Origin of the sequence: Pseudomonas mercuritolerans (assembly GCF_025706525.1) — a bacterium.
Classification (GTDB): Bacteria; Pseudomonadota; Gammaproteobacteria; order Pseudomonadales; family Pseudomonadaceae; genus Aquipseudomonas; species Aquipseudomonas mercuritolerans.
This window is the reverse complement of record NZ_JAMSHA010000013.1, coordinates 78,724-102,288: the sequence shown is the minus strand read 5'-3', so window position 1 is coordinate 102,288 and position 23,565 is coordinate 78,724. Positions and strand designations below refer to the sequence as shown.

Annotated in this window: 8 protein-coding genes; 3 read left to right on the top strand and 5 right to left on the bottom strand. The window is 59.5% G+C overall.

Going from position 1 to position 23,565, the window contains the following annotated elements; all coding sequences use genetic code 11:
• Positions 1–20: 20 nt before the first annotated feature.
• Positions 21–731: a histidine phosphatase family protein gene (locus ND528_RS27660; protein ID WP_212616175.1), complete on the bottom strand. Its 711-nt coding sequence runs from the start codon at positions 729–731 to the stop codon at positions 21–23.
• Between the two features lie 204 nt (positions 732–935).
• Here ND528_RS27660 and sohB point away from each other — a divergent pair, with 204 nt between their 5' ends.
• On the top strand, positions 936–1,967 hold the full coding sequence (gene sohB / locus ND528_RS27655; protein ID WP_016774479.1) for a protease SohB: 1,032 nt from the start codon (positions 936–938) through the stop codon (positions 1,965–1,967).
• A 66-nt stretch (positions 1,968–2,033) separates the two neighbouring features.
• Here sohB and ND528_RS27650 read toward each other — a convergent pair whose 3' ends face one another.
• The 3 genes from ND528_RS27650 to ND528_RS27640 form a co-directional block, all read right to left on the bottom strand.
• A complete protein-coding gene (locus tag ND528_RS27650) occupies positions 2,034–2,528 on the bottom strand; it encodes a DUF934 domain-containing protein (protein ID WP_130911571.1) in 495 nt (164 codons plus the stop codon).
• Positions 2,512–4,170, bottom strand: a complete 1,659-nt coding sequence (locus tag ND528_RS27645; protein ID WP_137213430.1) for a nitrite/sulfite reductase — start codon at positions 4,168–4,170, stop codon at positions 2,512–2,514. The genes ND528_RS27650 and ND528_RS27645 overlap by 17 nt, the downstream gene beginning before the upstream one ends.
• A gap of 480 nt (positions 4,171–4,650) precedes the next feature.
• Positions 4,651–4,869, bottom strand: a complete 219-nt coding sequence (locus ND528_RS27640) for a DUF2970 domain-containing protein (protein ID WP_130911569.1) — start codon at positions 4,867–4,869, stop codon at positions 4,651–4,653.
• Positions 4,870–5,039: 170 nt separating this feature from the next.
• Between ND528_RS27640 and ND528_RS27635 the strand changes: the two genes are divergently transcribed.
• Both ND528_RS27635 and ND528_RS27630 read left to right on the top strand, forming a co-directional pair.
• The gene (locus tag ND528_RS27635; protein WP_263471699.1) at positions 5,040–12,239 is read left to right on the top strand and encodes a dermonecrotic toxin domain-containing protein; all 7,200 of its coding nucleotides are present in this window, start codon (positions 5,040–5,042) and stop codon (positions 12,237–12,239) included.
• 130 nt (positions 12,240–12,369) lie between these two features.
• The gene (locus ND528_RS27630) at positions 12,370–19,704 is read left to right on the top strand and encodes an NEL-type E3 ubiquitin ligase domain-containing protein (protein ID WP_263471698.1); all 7,335 of its coding nucleotides are present in this window, start codon (positions 12,370–12,372) and stop codon (positions 19,702–19,704) included.
• A gap of 51 nt (positions 19,705–19,755) precedes the next feature.
• Here the strand turns inward: ND528_RS27630 and metH are convergent, their stop codons facing one another.
• Positions 19,756–23,466 carry a methionine synthase gene (metH, locus tag ND528_RS27625; protein ID WP_263471697.1) on the bottom strand — a complete coding sequence of 1,237 codons (3,711 nt, stop codon included), beginning with the start codon at positions 23,464–23,466 and terminating at the stop codon, positions 19,756–19,758.
• Positions 23,467–23,565: the final 99 nt, after the last annotated feature.

Below are 23,565 nucleotides of genomic sequence, written 5' to 3'. Positions count from 1 at the left end.
AGGGTCACAGTAAGCCGGACTCAGCGAAAAGTGATGAGTTCCGGGGCCTTCAGCAGTTGCAGGTGTGCGTGACTGTTGAAGGAAGCCAGAGCCACCTCGCGACCACGAAACTTCAATTGGTTGAGCGAGGTGTTGACGATTTGCCAGTTCAATTCAAAGGCCTGTCTGGCAGGCATTTGCGTAATCAGGTGGAGCAGGGCAGTGATGGTGCCGCCGGAGGTGAACACGGCGATTTTCTGGTTCTTTTCCGCCAGGTCGAGGATGCGGTGCAGCCCGGCCTGAACCCGTTCGACGAAACCCAGCCAGCTTTCCAGTCCGGGTGTGTCGTAGGTGCCGGCAAGCCAGCGCTCGACGATCAGGGCAAAGATGCGCTGGAATTCACCGCGGTTCTGCGCGGCGTTGCGCAGGATGTCGAGGGCTTCCGGCTCTTCCGGCAGCATGGCCGGGAGCAGGGCGCGGATCACCGCGTCGGCATCAAATTCGTTGAAGGCGGAATCGGTTTCGAGGACAGGGACTGGCAGGCCTCGGGCACTGAATTGTTCCAGTGCGCTGGTGGCAGTGTGCTGCTGGCGGCGCAGATCGCCGGCAATGCAGCGATCGAAGCTGATGCCGAGGTCAGCGAGGTGCTGGCCGAGGATTTCTGCCTGACGCTCGCCGGTCGGTGACAGCACGTCGTAATCGTCTGCACCAAAGGAGGCCTGGCCATGTCGTATCAAGTAGATGCTGCCCACGTCCGCGTCGTCCCGGTACGTTGAAGGTCAGGCGAGGTTATGAGGATGGCGTAAGGCTGTCAATGAAAAAACATACGCTTGTTTGAAATGCCCGTTACAGGCGTGTTGCCGGAGGTTTCACGGCTGGCCGACGAGCCGTCGCATGGGTATGCTGGAGTCATTCCGCGTGTAATACACCGTCACGCATTGCTTTGAGGAGTCTCTGTGGATTTTTTCACCGAATACGCCAGCTTCCTGGCCAAGACCGTTACTTTGGTGATCGCCATTCTGGTGGTGCTTGCCAGTTTTGCCGCATTGCGCAGCAAGGGCCGGCGCAAATCGGCGGGTCAGTTGCAAGTCAGCAAGCTCAACGATTTCTACAAAGGCCTGCGTGAACGCCTGGAGCAGACCCTGCTCGACAAGGATCAGCTCAAGGCACTGCGCAAGGGCGAAGCGAAAACCGAAAAAAGCGCGAAGAAGCAAAAGAACAAGCCTGAGACCAAGTCTCGGGTATTCGTGCTCGACTTCGATGGCGATATCAAGGCTTCCGCCACCGAGAGCCTGCGCCACGAGATCACCGCACTGCTGACGCTCGCCACGCCGAAAGACGAAGTGGTCCTGCGTCTGGAAAGTGGCGGCGGCATGGTGCACAGCTACGGTCTGGCGTCGTCGCAGCTGGCGCGAATCCGTGATGCGGGCGTGCCACTGACCGTTTGTATCGACAAGGTCGCAGCCAGCGGTGGATACATGATGGCGTGCATCGGCGACAAAATCATCAGTGCACCGTTCGCCATCCTCGGTTCGATCGGCGTGGTCGCGCAATTGCCCAACGTCAATCGCCTTTTGAAGAAGCATGACATCGACTTTGAAGTGCTGACCGCCGGTGAGTACAAGCGCACCCTGACCGTGTTTGGCGAAAACACCGAAAAGGGTCGCGAAAAATTCCAGGAAGATCTCGACATCACCCATCGCTTGTTCAAAAACTTCGTCGCCCGTTATCGCCCGCAATTGGCGATCGATGAGGTGGCTACCGGTGAGGTGTGGCTCGGTATCGCTGCGCTGGAAAACCAACTGGTGGATGAACTGAAGACCAGCGATGAATACCTGGCACAGAAGGCCAAACAGGCCGAGGTCTATCATCTGCACTACGCCGAGCGCAAAAGCCTGCAGGAACGCATCGGCATGGCTGCCAGCGGTTCGGTGGACCGCGTGCTGTTGAGCTGGTGGAGCCGTCTTACCCAGCAACGCTTCTGGTAAATCGCAGGCATAAAAAAACGCCGGTCACATGACCGGCGTTTTTATATCTGCAACAACGTCCGACGCTTAGCGGCGACGGAACAGCGGCAGTGGTTCGTCAGCGGCAGCCTGGTAAGTCACCGAGAAGTCCTTGAGACCTTCCAGTGCTTCGTACGGGTCTTTATCCGCGCGAATGGCAAAGGCATCAAAACCACAACGGTGCATGTAAAACAGCTGGTCGCGCAGCACGTCGCCAATGGCCCGCAGTTCGCCTTTGAAACCATAACGGTCACGCAGCAGACGGGCATTGGAGTAGTTACGGCCGTCGGTAAACGCCGGGAAGTTCAGGGCGATCACCTGGAACCTGGCGACGTCCTCACCGATTTCCTCGGCCTCTTCATCAGCATCCAGCCACACACCCAGGCCACCATCGCGGGCCAAGAGCATGCGGCTGTGTTCGCGCCACAGGTTCAGCGGCACGATCAAGTCGTCGCAGTTGCTGATCTCGTCGATATTGAAATCCTTGGGCAACAGGTGCCAGGTCTCGTCGACGACTTCGTTGTTCTTAATGATTCGCTGCATAGACGCGTTCCTTGAAGAGGTCGATGCCAATACGCTGATAAGTGTCGATGAAGCGCTCGTCTTCGGTGCGTTGTTCAACGTACACGTCGATCAGCTTCGAGATCACGTCAGGCATGGCTTCCTGTGCGAAGGACGGGCCGAGGATCTTGCCCAGGCTCGCGTCACGGCTGGCGCTGCCACCGAGGGAAACCTGATAGAACTCTTCGCCTTTCTTGTCCACGCCGAGAATGCCGATGTGGCCAACGTGGTGATGACCGCAGGCGTTCATGCAACCGGAGATGTTCAGGTCCAGCTCGCCGATGTCGAACAGGTAATCCAGATCGTCGAAGCGACGCTGGATCGATTCGGCAATCGGGATCGACTTGGCGTTGGCCAGTGAGCAGAAGTCACCGCCCGGGCAGCAGATGATGTCGGTCAGCAGGCCGATGTTCGGCGTGGCGAAACCGCCTTCACGCAACTCGCCCCACAGGGTGAACAATTGGCTCTGCTCGACATCGGCAAGAATGATGTTCTGCTCGTGGGAGGTGCGCAGTTGACCGAAGCTGTAGCGGTCGGCCAGATCGGCGACGGCGTCGAGCTGTTTGTCGGTAATGTCGCCCGGGGCAACACCGGTCGGCTTCAACGACAGCGTCACAGCCACATAGCCCGGCTTTTTGTGCGCCAGGGTGTTGCGGCTGCGCCAGCGAGCGAACCCCGGGTGCTCTTTGTCCAGATCGGCCAGTTGCGCGGTCTGATTCTCGAGGGTCTTGTAGTCCGGATCGACGAAGTGCTTGGCGACGCGATGCAGTTCGGCTTCGGTCAGCGTGGTCTGGCCACCGCGCAGGTGCTCCATTTCCGCATCGACTTTCTGCGCGAACACTTCAGGCGTGAGCGCCTTGACGAGGATCTTGATCCGCGCCTTGTATTTGTTGTCACGACGGCCGTAGCGGTTGTACACACGCAGGATGGCGTCGAGATAGCTCAGCAGGTCTTGCCAAGGCAGGAATTCATTGATGAATGCGCCCACCACCGGCGTACGACCGAGGCCACCGCCGACCAGCACGCGGAAGCCAAGCTCGCCAGCGGCGTTGTAGACAGGTTCCAGGCCGATATCGTGAACTTCAATGGCCGCACGGTCACTGGTCGAGCCGTTGACGGCGATCTTGAATTTGCGCGGCAGATAGGCGAATTCCGGGTGGAATGTGGTCCACTGACGGACAATTTCGCACCATGGACGCGGGTCGATGACTTCGTCGGCAGCGACACCGGCGAACTGGTCGGTGGTGACGTTGCGCAGGCAGTTGCCGCTGGTCTGGATCGCATGCATCTGCACGGTCGCAAGTTCAGCGAGAATGTCCGGGATGTCTTCCACCGCCGGCCAGTTGAACTGCACGTTCTGCCGCGTACTGATGTGGGCGTAGCCCTTGTCGTAGTCGCGGGCGATTTTCGCCATCATGCGCACCTGACGCGAAGTCAGCTGGCCGTAAGGTACCGCCACGCGCAGCATCGGCGCGAAGCGCTGGATGTACAGGCCATTTTGCAGGCGCAGGGGGCGGAATTCTTCTTCGCTCAGCTCACCTGCCAGATAGCGTCGGGTCTGATCACGGAACTGCTTGACGCGGTCCTCGATGATCCGCTGATCGTACTCGTCGTATACGTACATATAAGTCCTGTTCTCAGGCTTGGGCTACTCGGAAAACGCTGCGTTTTCGCTTGCTGGAGTCCGATGTTGCCTCTGCAATTCTGCGCGCACGGCCGCGCACTCCGTCACGGAGCCGGGGCAATATACCCGTTTGCAGTTATGCGCAAAAGTGATGTTTGAGTATATGTAAAGAACCAAATCGCCTAACGCGAACGCCTGTCATCTATTCCACATTTGTCGTGCGGACAATCATCGTCTTAACTGTGATCGAGTCTTTGTGCAATCACCGATAAAACCGACAAGAGGCGATGCAATGAGCAATCCGACCAAAGCCAGAAAAAGCGACAGCAGCGTCGATGCGTGGGCCATTTTGTTCCTGATCATTCTCGTTGTAGGGACAGCGGTCTTCTGGGTAAGCCATCAGTAGACGACATTCCGGGCCCGCTTTCCGGCCCGGATTACTGGCCCGCCATACCATGCCCGGTTATCTGACGGAAGCCTTCAGACGCCCGCGAAATGCAGCACCAGCTTGACGATGGCAAACAGCGTCAGGCCAAACACTGCCGTGAACAAAACGCCCAGAATCACGAAGTGGCTGGGTTTACCGTGGGTGAAGTCCCGTTCCCGGTTCTTGCCGCTTTGCACGCCGAACGCTGCAGCCATGACGCTGTGCAGCATTTGCCAGAAGCTCGGCGGTTTGTTGTCGACTGGATCGTCCATAAATCCCTCTGCTCGATGTCGTGCCCCACAAGCATAGTCAAACAGTGCGCAGATGCCTGAACACGCTGCGCCAGATACGCCGTTACAACAATTGCCAGCCGCTATAACTATGTACCGCTGCCCGGTCGGGCACAGGTGATGTGCTGTCGCTCCATTTACAGGAGCGATGTATGTCCCCAGATTCCCTCGATTCGCGAACTGCTGACCGACCGATCCAGCCTTCGGCGACGGATAGTATCCACGGGCCTTTCCTGGAAACCGCAGTGCCGCAGTGGCTGATTGGCGCTTCGGCGCAACGCAAGGCTGAATTCAAGCAGGCGCGTCCGCTCATGCCTGCCTGGTACGCCAGAGCCACAGCCCGGCAACGTCAGGTGCTGCATGCCAGTTTCCGAAGCAGCTTCAGGGCTCAGATGCGGTTGGACAAAACGATGTCCGGCTTCAAGGACATCGATGCGTTTGCCCGACCGATACTGTTGCAGGCCTTGAAGTCCCGTTTTCAGGTTGAGGTTGATGTCGACAAGACCCTGCTATCCCTCAGGCGTGCGGTACGCGCGGGAATCATTTCTGTGGAATTTGGCACGGTCGAAGCCCTGACGCTGCCTATGCTGCAGGCGGCGCTGCACAATTTTGAAAGTGACGAATGCGTGTTCGGCGCGTTTCACGGCAGCTCCGGTTTTGTCATCGAAACCGCAACAGCCGGCACTTACAAGTCGGTGCCGGTAAACGTGTCGGTGAGAAACTTTCTCAGCCTGTGTCGTGACCTGGACATCGGTACGAAATATCAGGCTTACCTCAAGACGTTTTTCCATCCCGCCGATCCGAAGGCGCAAGAAACCTTGCGCCGCGACTTTATTGCCAGTCAGAAAGCTGCCATGCGCGCAGCGGCCGAGCGGGCTTTATTGACCAAGGAAATCCGCCCGCAGGACCACGCAATGATTGTTTCCGTGCTCAACGGCGAAAGACGTCCCCGGGTGGACAACAAACCGGTGTGGTTCCACGACATGGGCCTGATGCAGCACCGACTGGTCGGCTGCGTGGCATTCACCATCGCGGAAAAATATCAGTCGGTCGAAGCGGTCATTCTCTACGTGCCCAATGATCCCGAACATCCGCTCAAACGCTATACCGGTACGCAGATGAGTGACACTCTCAAACGGTTGCTCAGTGCCCGCCCTGCGCATCAGGCAAAAACCGCTGAGCCTACCGCTTATCAGCGGTTCTTCAGCCAGTTCATGCCTTATGAGAAGCGTGCTTATTACTTCAGCCAATTCGTAAAATCAGCCGACCCCTGGTCCGATTGGCTGTCATCGGTCTGGCGGGCGGTGCTGCAGACGTCGCCGATTTTTTCCGACATCTGGAAAGTCTCTGCCAAGCCTCCAAAAATGCAGCCGGAGCCCGACCCCTACGTTGCCGCTTCGTTGATGCCGCACCGGCAAGTGTATCCCTGGCAACCCAACAACGACCTGTGGCAATACCTCTACGAGAAGCACCGGGACAAGGTGATCGCTGACGCCCGCGCGCATGCGGTGCCGACTCGTGACATCGATGCCAAGGCGCGTGATGCCAAACTCGCCGGCCTGGAGCAGCTCGGACTGCTGGCCTTGAATGTGGCCTCGATGTTCGTGCCGGTAATCGGTGAGATCATGATGGTGGTGATGGTCGGGCAACTGCTTTATGAAACCATCGAAGGCGTCGTCGAATGGAGCGAGGGCGACAGGCACGCGGCCAAGGAGCATCTGCTGGATGTCGCCGAAAACCTGGCCCAGATTGCCGTTATGGCCGGCGGTGGCGTGGTGTTCAATAAAATCAATGCCGTCAGACCGGAACCGGTCATCGAGCAACTGCAGCCAGTAACGTTACCCAACGGCCGGACACGCCTGTGGAAGCCTGACTTCACCGGTTATGAGCACGACATCGCACTCGCCCAGGCCGCGGTGCCCAATCACTTGGGGCAGTACCGGATTGACGGCAAGACCTGCATTCGTCTGGGCGGTGAAATCTACGTGCAGGTCTTCGATCGCTCGACCGGGCAATGGCGTCTGAAACACCCCACCGAGCGCAACGCCTACAGGCCGGCGCTCGCCCATAACGGCCACGGCGCCTGGCGACTGGTATCGGAGCAGCCGATGACATGGCAGCGGCTGGAGCTGCTACGGCGCATGGGCCATAGCACTGACGGCTTCTCCGATGACAGATTGCTGATGCTGGGTGATATCAGCGGCGTCAGTGACAGCACGTTGCGCCAGATGCACATGGATCATCTACCGCCGCCGCCCGAATTGCGCGATGCCATGCAGCTGTTCGATGCCGATGCCGCGGCCCGACAGATGATCGAGCAATTGCGTGGTGCCCGAGCGATTGACGAGCGTTATCTGCATGCGCTGCCGCTGGTGACGGAACTGCCACGCTGGCCGCATGGCCGAGTACTGGAGATTTTCGCCGGGGCGCAGGAGACTGAGCAGTCGATTCAATATGGCCTGGAAAATGTGTTGCCGGGGATTGAACGCAAACCCGTGATCCGCATCAGCCGCGCCCAGGTATTGAACGGCGAAATGCCGGCGCGGATTGTGGCAGCGCTGGAGGAAAACGAAGTCATTCGGCTTCTGGGCAGCAGGGCCGCGCAGTTCCGGCCGGCAAGGCCGGATGAGTTCATGCGCTTGCTTGCCGAGTTTGCATACACCCGTCAGTCGGCGATTTTCGACAGCCTCTACCGCGGCACCGAGCCGCTGAGTCTGCGCGCGCGGATCCTGCAACGTGAGTGCCCCGGGCTGAGCAACGCCGCCGCACAGGACGTGCTCGGTCATGCCACGGCAGCGGAGCTGGCCCGCATGGATCACACCGGGCGTTCGCCGTTGAAACTGCTCGAAGAGGCGCGCTGGCATGTTCGCCGGGGGCGCCAGACGCGCGCCTTTGCCGGCCTGCACAGCGAAAACCTTGCCTCGGCCGACAGTCGACGGCTGGCGTTGTTTGCCTTGGAGCGTTTGCCTGAATGGTCGCCAACGTTGCGTCTGGAGATTCGTGAAGGCAGTACGACCGGCGCACTGCTTGACAGTGTCGGTGAGCCTTCGGCGCCGGTAAAACGCTATCTGGTCAAGAACGGACCTCTCTACCAGGCATTCAATGCTCAGGCGCAGGTGCTCAACAGAATTTCCAGGGTGGAAGACAGTTTCTATCGTTCGCTCATGTATGCGTTGCCTGATGACATGCGTGCGGCACTGGGCCTGTACGAGGGCAGCAAAGGCGGTGAGCTGCAGCACCAGATTATCCTGTCGGCCCGCGTGCATTGGCGCGAAGCTCTGCACATGCTGGCACCGCGAGCCAAATGGTTCAAACCGCCAGTACGGGTTCGGGCCAGGATGACGGGCTATTACGCGAGTGGGCGAGGTGGAGGCTGGAGCACTTCGCTCGAAATGCGCGTGGCGCAGTTGTATCCGTTGCCGCGACAGGCAGCTGCCTTTCTTGCTCGACAGCGAGGCCGCAGCGATGCGCAGATTTATCAGGAGCTGGAGTTGCGCCGTCGGGAATGGGAGTCGCTCAACGCCACACTCGAGCGATGGCAGGCGGTCCCGAGCAGCAGCCAGGCTGCCGAGCACAGGGCGCGATTGGCGCGGACTTTGAGAGAGGCGTGGCGCAATGGCCCGTTGGCCGGCCGGGTTGCCGATGTGGCCCGCCTGTCACTGGTCTGTGATGCGTCTGTCCCCGCGTTGAGTACTCGTTTTCCCCATGTGCGTGAACTGGCAGTGAGCGGCATTGGCCTCACGGATGCCAATGTCGATGGTTTGCTGGCGGCGTTTCCGAACGTCACTGACCTGCAGATTGGCGAGGTGAGGGATCCACGTGTCTTTACCGTTGCTGGCCGATCACTCACGACCGTGCCGCAAGCACTTGGCCAGCTGACCGGATTGACTCAACTGCGCTTCGTTACCGACGCGCCGTTTCTCGCGCCCACCTTTGCACAGAGGCTGCGGGCACTGACCTCACTGGAAACGCTGCATATCAACTATTCGGGAGCCGATGCAAGCACTCTGAATGATCTTGAACTGAGCACGCTGACGCATTTGCACAGTTTGCGCATTGACGCCCCGAATGCCTTGTGGCGGTGGCCGGCGTATGTCGAACGGCTGCCGCGGCTTGGACGCCTGGACCTGACCCACACCTTGATTGAAACCTTGCCCGAGTCGCTGTACCACGGACACGAGCAACTCTGGGCCGGCCTGTCGTTGAATTGGGCGAGGGTCACCCCGACCACGTTTCGGCGTGCTTACGACTACGTCAGCCAGTATTCCGGCCCGTTCGGCCATTTGCTCGACCTGCATCAAATGGTCCGTGGATTTTGCCGTGCCGAACTGGACACCATGGCCCCGGCGTCGGGTTTCGTCGATCTTTTGCCCGAAGCTTTTTATACCGCTCTGGCAACGCCGCAAGCGCGGGTGACAGCGATCGAGAGTATCAGGGCCGAGCATGAGGCAATCTTTGCGCAGTTCTACACACCGACACTCAGGCATGGCACACGCTACTCGACAGTCAGAAGCCGCTGGGCAACCGGACCTGATGCCGAAGTCCTCCGGGCGCTGAAAACCAATTGGTATGGCACGCTGCGCCAGCGTTACGGGCTGACTGCGAACGTGGACAGGTTCGAGCTGCCTGGCCCACGATCGAGCAGCGAAGCGCTGCCGGCGGCAGAGCGCTTTCGCGAATTGCCGCAACTGCCAGCCGGCAGCTTTGCCCATGTCCGTACTGTCCGTTTGCGGCAGCTGGATGTCCCCATCGACCAGGCACGCGGGTTTCTCCGTGCATTCAGTCACGTCGAAAGCCTTGAAATCAGCGGCAACCGCTTTACCGAACTGCCCTTTGCGGCGGACGATCTGCGTGCGCTGAAGAACCTTGATGCATCAGACAATGCCATCGTCGTAACGCCTGGGGTACAGAGGCAACTGAGCGGCTTGCAGCAAGTCCGATGGTTGAATCTGCGTGATAACCCGCTGCATGCCGTCGACGTCAGCGCGTTGAGCCGATTGCGGGCGTTGAACCTGAGATCGACTTCGTTGCAAACCTGGCCCCTCGGCGCCGAACGCCTCGCGCGTTTGTCCTGGCTCGATCTGCGCGACAACCGGATCGCCTCCCTGCCAGAGCCAGTCTTTTCCCACCCCGATGTGCTGATGAGGAGCAACCTGACGGGCAACCGTTTCAGTCCCGAGGGGCAAGCGAGCCTGGACGCGGCATTTCAGCGAATCGAGCAGCAAAAGGCTTTGGAACAGGGCACGTTGGCGCAGTTCGCAGCGCAACGTGTGCCGGACACTTTCCCGCCGGCCGAAAGCGGTTGGTCGTTCATCGAACTGCTGTTGCCGCTGCCTGAAGAGGCGCTGGTCAATCCGGCTCAGAGCGGAACTTCGGCGCATGTGCAACGATTGAATCAGCTCATGCCGCGGCAGCAGGCTGAACTGAATGTGCAGCATCTGCAGGCTTCGGGATTGAGCGATGCGCAAATCGAAGCCCGGATTACCGAATGGCATCGCAGCTGTGAGGCGTTGATTCGACGACTCAATGGCTGGTTGTACAACCGCGAGATTCCAACGGCCGATGGCCCGATCACGGCTGGTAGACGATCCTCTGCGGGGCGGCTGATCAGGGACGCGTGGCTTGGCGGACTGACTGAAGCCAGTGGCAGCGTGGTACGGGAACTTGAGCTTGCAGATCTGCGAATCGGCGACTTGCCTGAACTGCCCGTGCAGTTTCCAGCGGTGACAACGCTGGACCTGAGTCGCGTGGGCCTGTCCACGCGGGGCTCCGACGGCTTTCTCAACGCCTTTCAGGACCTTCGTACCTTGCTGCTCAGTGGCAATGAGCTGGGTGCATTGCCCGGCCCGGTGTTGCGGATGCGGCATCTGCAGCATCTGCGAATGCAGCATTGCAATCTCCAGAGTGCGACCAGCTTCTACCCGTTGCTGGGGCGCGGGCGTCTACACATGCTTGACGTCGGGTATAACCAGCTTCGTGTATTCAACCCACCGGACTTCAGTGCCTTGCAGCTTCTGGATCTACGCACCAACCACCTGAGCGAATGGCCGGCCGGAGCTCAACAGGCCGCTCATTTACGCGGTTTGAATCTGCACAACAACCGGATCGTGGACCTTCCTGGTGAGCTGTTCAACGGCAATCACGAGCGTCTGCTGCAAGGGACTGACTTGTCCGCGAATGCACGCCTGTCCCTGACTGCCTTGCTGGATCTGCGGCGCTACGCCCGCGAGCGCGCAGCCCCTTATGTGATGCAGCTTTCACAAGAATCCATCGACGAATTGATCGATAGACATGTTATCGGGCCCGATCAACCGCAGCCGCCAGGCGCAGTGGAGGGGGCAGGTAACAATGCCGTCGCCCCCGATCCATATGCAGGCGTGCAGCCGTCTGAAGCGATTTTTGATCCGGCCAATGACATCGCGCCGGAATCTCGCGATCCCTGGCTGATGGACAGTGACTTGGCACTGGCGGCGCAACGACGCTCGATCTGGACGCAATTGGCGCTTGAGCCGAATCACCAGCGGTTTTTTCAGTTACTGCGTTTGCTGCGTGACACCGAGGAGTTCAAGCGTGTGCCGGCCGATCTCACCCACAGAGTGTGGCAAGTCATGGAGGCGGCTACCGAAAATACCGAACTGCGCAACTCGCTGTTCAACGATGCAGAAACGCATGGCACCTGTCCGGACGGGCGGATTCTTACGTTCAGTGACATGCAGGTGCGGGTTTGGGTCTATCGCACATTGCAGGGAATACCTGTCAGCCGAACGATGGCCAGGGGCCGGGCATTATGGCAAGTGTCCCGACAGTTGTTTCGTCTGGAGTGGGTCGAGATCTTTGCCGAAGTCTTGGCGAAGGGCCAGGATCGTGCCGAGGTTCGCCTGCAATCGCGCATCGATTTGACCCGTGGCTGGGGTGATGGACTGGACCTGCCGGGGCAACCCTCCCATATGTTATACGCACGTCCATTGACCGATGAGGTCCTGGCGCAAGTTCGCATTTGGGTACTGGAGGCGGAGCAGACTGATGAACTGCCGGCGAACATGGGCGAGCGCGATTACTGGATCGCTTATTTGCAAGAACGCTATCCGCAGGAAATGGAGGCGATCGATGTCGAGATCGAAGAGCTGCAACAGGTTGGCGGCGAACTGAAGGAACGACTCGAACGGGGGGAACTCACCGAGAATCAGTACGAGCTGGAATTGAAAGCACTGGCCAGAGCTGTCCACGCATTGCGTCGACAGAGACGGCTCGAGTTGACGCGCCGTGAAATCGACCTCCTGCGAGCTTTCGCTGATGACTCGCAACAGCCTGGACGCCTTGAACCGCAGCCCGGGACTTCCTCGCTCCCGTGACGGCCGCATGGTGCGGTTGCAAGGCTCGTCGAAGCAAGTTGTTACCTTTCGCCGGTGAGTCATAAGCGGATACCGCAGTCGGGGTAGCCGGAAATGGTCTGCTGCACACTTCATTGACAAAGGAGTGACCATGATCGCTATCCCATCCAATCCGCCGTCGACGGCATCTTCATCCTCGTCACGCACGACCGACGCGCCGGCCCCGAAACCGCTGAAGGCAACACAGAGCCTTCACGGTGATTTCCTCGAAAAGTCGATCCCCACCTGGCTGACTGACGTGACGGCGCAACGACGCCAGGCGTTCAAGGACGCCCCTGCGGCGCTGCCGGCGTGGTATCAGGATGCGACGCCTGCCCAGCGCGCAGCCTTGAATGACAGCTACAAGGCCAGCGTGCAGGCGCAAAACATGCTCGATAAAAGCATGTCGAGGTTTGAGCAGGCCGAAGTGTTTGCCAGACCCTTGCTGATCAAGGCATTGAAGGACGAATATCAGCTGCAAGTGGACATCGACAAAACCTTGTTGTGCTTGCGACGCCCGATAGAGGTGGGCATTCAGGCCACAGAGCTGGCGTCCTTCGAAATTCTCAAGCTGTCGCTGCTGGAGGCGGCACTGCACAACTTCGAAGCCAGCGAGTGTGAGGAGGGGGCTTATCACCACACCTCGGGATTCATGGTGGCGACCGATACTGCGGAGACTTTCGAGTCCGTTAGTGTCGCGCTGACGGTCAGCCAGTTCATGTCGCTGTGCCGTCGCCTGGATATCGGCAAGCAATACCAGGACTATCTGCAGGAATTTTTTCACCCGGCCGATGTGGTGGTGCAGGGCGTGCTTCGCGAGCGGTTCATCGCGAGTCAGAAGGCAACCATGCGCGCAGCCGCAGAGCAGGCGTTATTGCAGAAGGATATAGAACCGGCGGACTACACCATGATCCGGTCGGTCATCGATGGCGAGATGAATCCCTGGATGGGCAACCGACAGGTATGGTTCAAGGACCTGAGCCTGATGAGAAAACGTCTGACTGGCTGTGTGGTGTTCGTGATCAGCGAAAAATACCGCTACAGCGATGAATTGATCGTTTACATCCCTCACGACCCGCAGCACCCGTTCAAACGCTACAACCACCAGCAAATGCGTGAGGAGTTCAAACGCTTGCTGACTGCGCGCGATGAACCGCTCGCTGGCGGGGCTCAACCGACGCCTTATCAGCGGTTCCTCAGTCAATTTCTGCCCGTTGATCAGCGGCCCGATTATTTCAGTCAGTTCACCCGAAAGGCTGCTGACTCACCGAAGGATGCCTGGTCGACATTGCGCTCTCCATGGGTCGCGTTCATTCAGGCAATCAGCGGTACTTCAGTGTTCACCCGGATCAAGCAACTTCCTCCCGAGCGCGGGGTGAAGATGGAGCCGGAGCCCGATCCCTACATTGCGCCTTCGGCGGTCGGACGCAGAGGGCATGGCCTTTGGGCGGCCAATGAAGATCTCTGGCTCTATCTCTTTACCCAGAACCGCGCCAAGGTACTGGCCGACGCCCGCAGCCATGCGGTACCCAGCGACGACGTCGAGGTCAAGGCGCGCGACGCCAGGCTGGCGCACCTGCTGCAGATCGGTCTGCTTGGTTTGAACATGGTGTCGATGTTCGTTCCGGTGCTGGGCGAAGTGATGATGGTGGTGATGGCCGGCCAGCTGATGTACGAAACACTGGAGGGCGCGATCGAATGGAGCGAAGGCGACCGGCGTGCGGCCAGGGATCATCTGATCGACGTGGCGGAAAATCTGGCGCAGATCGCGGTGATGGCGGGGGTAGGCGCCGGGGTGCGGAAATTCTCCAGCGCCAAAGCCGTGCCAGTGATTGAACAGCTGGAACCGGTGCAGTTGCCCAGCGGCAACACCCGCCTTTGGAAACCCGACCTTGGCGCGTATGAGTCAACGATCGCTTTGCCGGACAGCCCCGGTCCGAATCCGCAGGGGCAACATGTACTGGACGGCAAGACCTACATTCGTCAGGCCGGCAAGGTTTACGAGCAGTACTACGATTCATCGCTCGGCAAGTGGCGCCTCCGCCACCCGAACGATCCCGATGCCTGGCAGCCGGTGCTCGAGAGCAATGGTAACGGTGCCTGGCGATCCACGCTTGAGCGCCCGCTGGAGTGGGACCGCCTGACCCTGTTGCGACGCATGGGGCATGCAACCGAAGTGTTTTCCGACGCAGAGCTGCTCAGGGCTGCCGATATCAGTGGCGTCAGTGACGGCGCCTTGCGCAAGATGCACCTCGACCACGCGCCGCCACCACCGGAGCTGGCGCAGGCGATGCGCCTGTTGAAAGCGGATGCAGATGCGGCATTGGTCGTGGAGCAGTTGCGTGGGGAACGCCCCATCGATGAGCTCTACCTGTATACCTTGCCGCTGATCACCGAAATGCCGTTGTGGCCGCAAAACCGGGTGCTTGAAGTCTTCGATGGCGAGTCATTGTCCGGCAGTTCCGTAAGGTATGGTGCTGCGCGGCGCTTTCGTGACGTGGGTGTCAAGCCGCCAATCAGGACTTCTCGGGCCGACATCCTTGGCGGAAAACTGCCAGCGCATATTCTTGCATCGCTCGAAGAAGCGGAAATCAATCGCTTGCTCGGCAAGCTGGTCGCACGTACTCCCGAGGCAAGGCTGCAGGAATTCAACAAGCGAATTGCCAATTACGCCAACACCCGTCAAGCGGCGATATTCGAAAGCATCTACAAGGGCACCGACCCCATCGCCCCCGAGGTCGCCGGTTTGCAAAAGGAATGTCCCGGGCTGGGCGAGTCGGCAGCACAAGCCGTGCTGACGCATGCCCATGCCGGTGAGTTGCAGGCGCTGCGGTCGGGCCAGCGAGCACCGCTGCGCCTGCTGGAAGAAGCGCGCTGGTATGCGCGTCAAACCCGTCGAGTCACCGCGTATGCCGGTCTGCGCAGCGAAAATGTCGCTTCGGCGGACAGTCGGCGTCTGGCATTGCACACGCTTGAGCAGTTGCCGGGTTGGCCTGACAACCTCCGTATCGAGGTTCGCGAGGATCATGATGCTGGCACGCTGCTTGACAGCATCGGCAGTGAAACAGCCAGCGAGAAAAAATACCTGATAAAAAAAGGTGCTCAGTTTCAGGCATTCAACGAGCGCGGTGAGGCACTCAACAGCCTGCCCGAACACGGCGACAATTTTTACCCATCGATCATGCACGCCCTGCCTGACGAGGCGCGCCGCAGCCTCGGTGTGCCAGCGGTCGGGCAGTCGGTCCAGCTGCGGGAAAAGATCATCCGCCACGCCGATCTGCACCAGGCCGAGGCGCCTGCGCTGCTGGAACCCCAGGTCACATGGATCAAGCCGCCCGTTCGCGTCAGCGATACTCTGATTGGTTATCCTGCCAGCGGACGTGGCCCTGGATTGTCACCGAACCTGATAGCACGCACGCGTGATATTTATCCGCAGCTGACAAATGAACAGGCGCGCGGCTATCTCCTTGAACAGTATCGGGCGGGAAATGACGACAGAGACATTTTCCAGTTGCTGCTGTCGCGTCGACAGGAATGGGCGCAGCTTGAAGCGACGCTGGATGAGTGGTCGGGACTAACGAGAGTACCGGCTTGGGCCCGTTCCGAGTGGAACTATAAAGTACGTACCGCACAGGCGCTCAAGGACTGTTGGCGCAACGCACCGATCGCCGCCCATCTGCCCGGCGCCGATCAGCTTCATCTTGTCCTGTACGACCCGCTGCCAGCTCTGACAGCAAATTTTGATCACGTACGAGAACTTTCCATCGCTGGGGATGGCATCACGGACACCGATGCCGACGCGTTCCTGGAGCGGTTTGGCCGTCTCGAAAAGCTCTCGCTGGGCGAGCGTGGCAGTCTGTTTGGCAGTTATATGGGGCGCGAACAGTCATTGACGACATTGCCTCTGGCCGTCACTCGCATGCCGAGCCTGAAAAACCTCAAGTTCAGAACCACAGCGGCTGCGATTGCGGCTGATCTGCCGACAAGATTGCGCATGCTGACTGCTGTAGAAGAGCTTCATCTTGATCTTTCGAGGGGCACCGGCGTCACGGCGAATCTTGACCTCACACCGCTCAGGCGATTGAGGAAACTCAGGATCGATGCGCCGGGAATGGTCCAATGGCCCGATTTTGTACAGGAGCTGCCTGAGCTGGAGCGCCTTGATCTGACGCAGACGGCCATCTCGTCCATTCCACAAGCACTCTACACAGGGCATGAGAAGTTGTGGGCGGGGCTGTCGCTCGACTGGTCGAATTTCGCGCATGAAAATTTCAAGCCCGCCTACGAGTACGTCAAAAATTACCGGGGCGTGTGGGGACATCTGCTGGATCTGGACCTGATGGTCCGCCAGTACTGCGCCGGCGAGCTGGAATTCCTGACTGGACGGCGCGGAAATATCAATCGCTTGCCTGAGCGCATCATGAGTCTGTGGAATACACCCGAGACCCGGCTCAAGGCTGTCGAGCTGCTGCGCCTGGAGCACGCCGGGATTTTCCGGCAGCTTTACCTTCCGACGACGTCCGATGGATTGCGCACCGCTACGCTTGCTCCGGTCTGGGAAACGTTGCCGAACCTTGCAGTGGTGCGTGAACTTGAGCACAACTGGGCGGCTGCCGTGCGCGAACGTTATGGCCTGCGCAGAGAAGCGCAGGTCCCCACTCCAGGGAATCCGAACGGGGTCGCCCCGCTGGAAAGTGGCGAAGTGTTCAAGTTATTCGATGATGGACACTTTGGCGACGAGCCATCCATAAGCGAGCTTCCGTCATTGCCGGCCGGTACGTTTTCTCATGTGAAAACCGTTTCCCTTGATCATCTGAACGTGCCTGCGGCACAGATGCGCGCGTTTCTTCAAGCATTCAGCGGTGCGCGTACGGTAGAAATCACAGGCTGCAATTTGACTGAGGTGCCGTTCAGCCCGAGCGACTTTGCGCAATTGACTCGACTGGATCTGTCACACAACCTGATCGGCACCACGCCAGAAGTCCAAAGCCAAATTGATGCACTTTATAAACTCGATTTCTTGGATTTGCGCGAAAACCAGCTGACTGATCTGAATGTCGCGGCTCTGAAGAAGCTTGAACTTCTGGACCTCAGTTCCAATCGTCTCCAGGCATGGCCGGCGGGTGCCGAAACGCTGCCAAGGTTGCAATGGCTTGATCTGCGCGAAAACCCAATCAGTACGTTACCTGAGCATGTGCTTGCCGATGACAGGGTGATGCTCAACACCAACCTGACGCAAAGCTCATTGAGTGCCGAAGGTGCGGCAGCCCTGAAAACTGCGCAGCGGCGTATCGAGACCGCAATCGGCTTGCCTGATGACACCCTCAAACAGTTTGAAATTTACCCCAGTGGCCCTCGAAGCGTGGGCGACGCGCGCGTACCGAGAACTGCACTGGCATTTGCGCACGAATTTCTGTTGCCGCTGCGTCCTCTGGCACCTGTCGCCGAAGGTGCCGCAGACATTGCAAGTCGCTTACAGGACGTCAATCCGCTTCTTTCTACAGAACAAGCGCAGCAATGTCTGGCGCGATTGCGCAGCGAGGGACTGAGCGATGCACAAATCGACGCCCGTCTGACCGTCTGGCGAGACAGCGACGAGGCCCTGACGCGTGAGTTGAACGGCTGGATCTTTACTCGGGCGATACCATGGAACAGAGGGGATAAATCCAAGCACCGATCGTTTCTGGCGATGAAGGTCAGAGATTGCTGGGCTGAGGGTCTGACACGCCATAGCGAACACTCAGGATCCACACTTGATCTCACGGGGTTGAACACCGGAGATCTGCCGCGCCTGTCGAAAGTGTTTTCCCCGGTCAGAACGCTGAATCTCACCGGTGTGGAATTTTCGGCACAAAGCTTCAACGAATTCTGTGCCGCTTTCCCTGAAGTCACCACCCTGGTACTCAACGGCAACGCCCTTGATACGCTGCCAGACGCCGTTGGCGGTCTGAGCGGGCTCGAGCGGCTGGGGCTGAGCGGGAATAAACTGGCCACCGGGGAGTCCCTGTACACCCAGGCGGGTGGAAATCGCCTGCGCTGGCTGGACCTCAGTCACAATCAACTGGAGGAGTTCAGTGCCAGCGCCTTCAGTCGGCTCGAAACCCTCAAGCTTGACCACAATGGCCTCGATTCCTGGCCGGACGGCGTGCTGGAACTGCCGCATCTGCGCGCACTCGATCTGACGGGCAACAACATCAGCGTGTTCCCGGACAGGCTCTTGGACGGTAGTCACAGGGAACTGGTCGCTGGCACGGTTCTGTCGGAAAACACCCTGACACTCAACAGCCTGCGACAACTGCGCGATTACAGCGCCGCCAATGCAAATCGTGACGTCATGGGCTATTCGCGGGCGCATCTCGATCGGGAGATTGACCTGCGCTTACGCGTAGCCGACAGTGAACCCGGCTCCGGCTCGGATGGCGACAGCGATGACAGTGACGGCTTCGGAGGCGGTGGTGTTGGCGGACGTGTGGATGTGCACGCACAGGTCGAGGCCATTGAGGCCATCGCTAACCCAGCGCAAAATGTCGCCGCGCCAGCCATGGAGACCTGGCTGACATTCACCCCGGCTGATGTACGTGCCGCCCGGCAGGCTTTGTGGGCGCAATTGGCCAGGCAGGCCAATCATGATGCGTTCTTTCATCTGCTCTCGACCTTGCCTGACACCCTCGAATTCAGATTGTCGGGGGCCGATCTCACCCATCGGGTCTGGCAAGTCATTCAGGCTGCCACGGAAAACGCCGAATTGCGCGAGCAGTTGTTTGTCAACGCCGAAACCCACGACACATGCCTTGATGGGCGGATCCTGTCGTTCAGCGAACTGGAAGCCCGCGTCTATGAATACAACACCCTGCGCGATATCCCGCAGCATCGCCCCGAGCAACGCGGCAGAGCCTTGCTCAATCTGACCCGCCGCCTGTTTCGCCTGGAGAGAGTTGACCGACTCGCTGAAGCTGCTGCGATAAACCAAGACCGTGCGGAGGTCCGACTGCAATACCGGATCGGCATGACCAGCGGCTGGCCGGATGGCCTGGAACTGCCGGGACAGCCGGCGCATATGCTGTACGGCACGCCTATTCGTGGGCAGGTATTGATCAACGCTCGCGCCTCGGTGCTTGCCGACGAGGCGTCGCCAGCGTTCCTGGAGGATCTGATTTCACGCGACTATTGGGTCCGTTACCTGGAAGATCGCCACAGCGAGGTGTTCGAGGCGTTGAAACTCGAAGAATCGAGGCGACATGGTGCGGTAGAGGACGCCTATCCTGACCTGTCGAGCCCCGAGTATCTGGATGCCATGGGGGTGCTTGAGGTCGAGTTGCCGGCGACGCGTATGGAAAAGCTCAAAGAACTGTCCCGCACAGAGCTTGAGAGTCTTTCGTCGCCAGGTAGCGGCGCGCCGCAGCCACGCCCGTCGTCACCGCAGCCCGGCCCTTCGAGCCGCCCGTGAACGGATGAATGACCGTGCCCGAGAGCAAGATGCTCCCGGGCATGGTGCGGCTCAGCTGTCGTAACCCAGATTCGGCGCCAGCCAACGCTCGGTCACGCTCAGATCCTGACCTTTGCGCGCGGTGTAGCTCTGCACCTGATCCTTGTCGATCTTGCCCACGGCAAAGTACTGCGCCTGCGGATGGGCGAAGTACCAGCCGCTGACCGCTGCGGCGGGGAACATTGCGTAGTGCTCGGTGAGGAATACGCCACTGCGCCCGGCGCGCATTTCGGCAGCCTCTGGATCGAGCAGTGTGAACAGCGCGGCTTTCTCGGTGTGATCCGGGCAGGCCGGGTAGCCGGGCGCGGGGCGGATGCCACGGTATTGCTCTTTGATCAGCGCATCGTTGTCGAGGGTTTCGTCCTTGGCATAACCCCAGTGCTCTTTGCGCACTTGCTGGTGCAGCCATTCGGCGCAGGCTTCGGCCAAGCGGTCGGCGAGAGCCTTGACCATGATCGAGTTGTAATCGTCGCCGGCGTCCTGATAGGCCTTGGCGACTTCTTCGGCGCCGATGCCAGCGGTGGTAATAAAGCCGCCGACATAGTCGGTCACTTCGCTGTCCTTCGGCGCCACGAAGTCGGCGAGGCAGAAGTTCGGCTTGCCGTCGGTCTTGATGATCTGCTGACGCAGGTGATGCAGCCTGGCTAGCGGCTTGCCGTTATCGTCGTACAGCTCGATGTCGTCTTCGTTGACCTGATTGGCCGGCCAGAAACCGAACACCGCACGGGCGCTGATCAGTTTTTCGTCAATGAGCTTGGCGAGCATTTCCTGCGCGTCCTTGTACAGCGCAGTGGCGGCTTCACCGACCACTTCATCTTCGAGGATGCGCGGGAATTTGCCGGCCAGGTCCCAGGAAATGAAGAACGGCGTCCAGTCGATGTATTCGGCCAGCACCTTCAAATCGATATTGTCGAGCACTTTGCTGCCGGTGAAGGTCGGTTTCACTGGCTGGTAATTGGCCCAGTCGAACTGCGGCTTCTTCGCGATCGCGGCGGCGTAGCTCAGGCGTTCGGTGCGGGCGCTGCGATTGGACGTGCGTTCGCGCACGTCGATGTATTCAAGACGGGTCTTCTCGACGAAACCGGCTTTCAATTCCTTGGACAGCAACTGCGTCGCCACGCCCACGGCGCGTGAGGCGTCAGTCACGTAGACCACGGCATCGTTGCTGTACTTGGGCTCGATCTTCACGGCGGTGTGCGCTTTCGACGTCGTCGCGCCACCGATCATCAGTGGCAGGTGAAAGTCCTGACGCTGCATTTCACGGGCGACGTGGACCATCTCGTCCAGCGACGGTGTAATCAGGCCGGAAAGGCCGATGATGTCGCACTTTTCTTCTTTGGCGACCTGCAGGATCTTTTCGGCCGGAACCATCACGCCTAAGTCGACAATGTCATAGCCGTTGCAACCGAGCACCACGCCGACGATGTTCTTGCCGATGTCGTGCACGTCGCCCTTGACCGTGGCCATGAGGATCTTGCCCTTGGCTTCCGGCTTGTCGCCTTTCTCCAGTTCGATGAACGGGATCAAGTGCGCCACGGCCTGCTTCATTACCCGCGCGGATTTCACCACCTGCGGGAGGAACATTTTGCCGGCGCCGAACAGGTCGCCGACGATGTTCATGCCGGACATCAGCGGGCCTTCGATCACTTCGATCGGCCGCGCAAACGACTGGCGGGATTCTTCGGTGTCTTCAACGATGTGCGTGGTGATGCCCTTGACCAGTGCGTGTTCCAGACGCTTGTTGACGTCCCAGTTACGCCACTCTTCGGTCTCGGCTTCCTTGACGCTACCGTCGCCCTTGTACTTGTCGGCAATGGCGAGGAGGGCGTCGGTGCCGTCCGGGGTGCGGTTGAGGATCACGTCTTCGACGGCGTCGCGCAGCTCGACCGGGATCTGATCGTAGATCTCCAACTGGCCAGCGTTGACGATGCCCATGGTCAGCCCGGCGCGGATCGCGTAGAGCAGGAACACCGAGTGAATCGCCTCACGCACCGGGTTGTTGCCACGGAACGAGAACGACACGTTGGACACGCCGCCGGAGCTCAGCGCGTACGGCAGCTCATCGCGGATATAGGCGCAGGCATTGATGAAGTCGACGGCGTAGTTGTTGTGCTCTTCGATGCCGGTGGCGACGGCGAAAATGTTCGGGTCGAAAATGATGTCTTCCGGTGGGAAGCCGACTTCGTTGACCAGAATGTCGTAGGAGCGTTTGCAGATCTCTTTTTTGCGCGCTTCGGTGTCGGCCTGCCCAGCTTCGTCGAAGGCCATCACCACCACGGCGGCGCCGTAGCGTTTGCACAGTTTGGCGTGATGGATGAACTGCTCGACGCCTTCTTTCATGCTGATCGAGTTGACGATGCCCTTGCCCTGAATGCACTTGAGGCCGGCTTCGATGACCTCCCATTTCGACGAGTCGATCATGATCGGCACGCGCGAGATATCCGGTTCGCCGGCGATCAGATTGAGGAAGGTGACCATGGCCTTCTTCGAATCGAGCATGCCCTCGTCCATGTTGATGTCGATGATCTGCGCGCCGGCCTCGACCTGCTGCAGAGCGACTTCGAGGGCTTCGGTGTAATTGTCTTCGCGGATCAGGCGGGCGAATTTTGCCGAACCGGTGATGTTGGTGCGCTCGCCAACGTTGACGAACAGCGAGCTGCGATCGATGGTGAACGGCTCCAGACCCGAGAGGCGGCAGGCCTTGGGAATGTCCGGAATCTGACGTGGCGCGTAACCGGCCACGGCTTTGGCGATGGCTTCGATGTGGCCCGGCGTGGTACCGCAGCAACCGCCGACGATGTTGAGGAAACCGCTCTGGGCGAATTCCTCGATGACTTTGGCGGTTTGCGACGGCAGTTCGTCGTACTCGCCGAATTCATTCGGCAGACCGGCGTTCGGGTGCGCGGAAACGTGGGTACTGGCCTTGTTCGACAGCTCTTCCAGGTACGGGCGCAGTTCGCTGGCGCCGAGGGCGCAGTTGAGGCCAACGGAAATCGGCTTGGCGTGGGCCACCGAGTTCCAGAACGCTTCGGTGGTCTGGCCGGACAGGGTACGACCGGAGGCGTCGGTGATGGTCCCGGAAATCATGATCGGCAGTTCGATGTGCAGCTCCTCGAACACGCCCTGCACGGCAAAGATCGCCGCTTTGGCGTTGAGGGTGTCGAAGATCGTCTCGATCAGGATCAGGTCGGCGCCGCCCTCGATCAGGCCTTTGGTGGCTTCGGTGTAGTTTTCCACCAGCTCATCGAAGGTCACGTTGCGGTAGCCGGGGTTGTTGACGTCGGGCGACAGCGAGCAGGTACGGCTGGTCGGGCCAAGCACGCCGGCAACGAAGCGTGGCTTGGCCGGGTTTTCGGCGGTCTTGGCGTCGGCAATCTTGCGCGCCAGACGTGCGCCTTCTACGTTTAACTCGTACGCCAGCTCTTCCATGCCGTAATCGGCCATGGAAATGCGCGTGGCGTTGAAAGTGTTGGTTTCGAGAATGTCGGCGCCGGCGTCCAGATAAGCTTTTTCGATGCCGCCGATCACGTCCGGACGGGTGATCACCAGCAGGTCGTTGTTGCCCTTGACGTCACTCGGCCAGTCCGCGAAGCGTTTGCCGCGATAATCCTGCTCTTCGAGCTTGTAGCTCTGGATCATCGTGCCCATCCCGCCGTCGAGAATCAGGATGCGCTCTTTGAGGGCTTGCTTGAGAGCTTGAAGGCGGACGCTGCGATCGGACATGTGGACTACTCGAAAAGACCATTACGAAGGAGCGGGATCATAGCAAACCTGTACGCTTTTGGAGCATGTGCAGCTTTTGCATGAATATCGCTCATGTTG

What these genes read in the sequence shown, in the direction of transcription:
- ND528_RS27635 (WP_263471699.1), top strand. Translation starts at nt 5,040, where the DNA reads ATGTCCCCAGATTCCCTCGATTCGCGAACTGCTGACCGACCGATCCAG.
- ND528_RS27645 (WP_137213430.1), bottom strand. Translation starts at nt 4,170, where the DNA reads ATGTACGTATACGACGAGTACGATCAGCGGATCATCGAGGACCGCGTC.
- metH (WP_263471697.1), bottom strand. Translation starts at nt 23,466, where the DNA reads ATGTCCGATCGCAGCGTCCGCCTTCAAGCTCTCAAGCAAGCCCTCAAA.
- ND528_RS27630 (WP_263471698.1), top strand. Translation starts at nt 12,370, where the DNA reads ATGATCGCTATCCCATCCAATCCGCCGTCGACGGCATCTTCATCCTCG.
- ND528_RS27640 (WP_130911569.1), bottom strand. Translation starts at nt 4,869, where the DNA reads ATGGACGATCCAGTCGACAACAAACCGCCGAGCTTCTGGCAAATGCTG.
- ND528_RS27650 (WP_130911571.1), bottom strand. Translation starts at nt 2,528, where the DNA reads ATGCAGCGAATCATTAAGAACAACGAAGTCGTCGACGAGACCTGGCAC.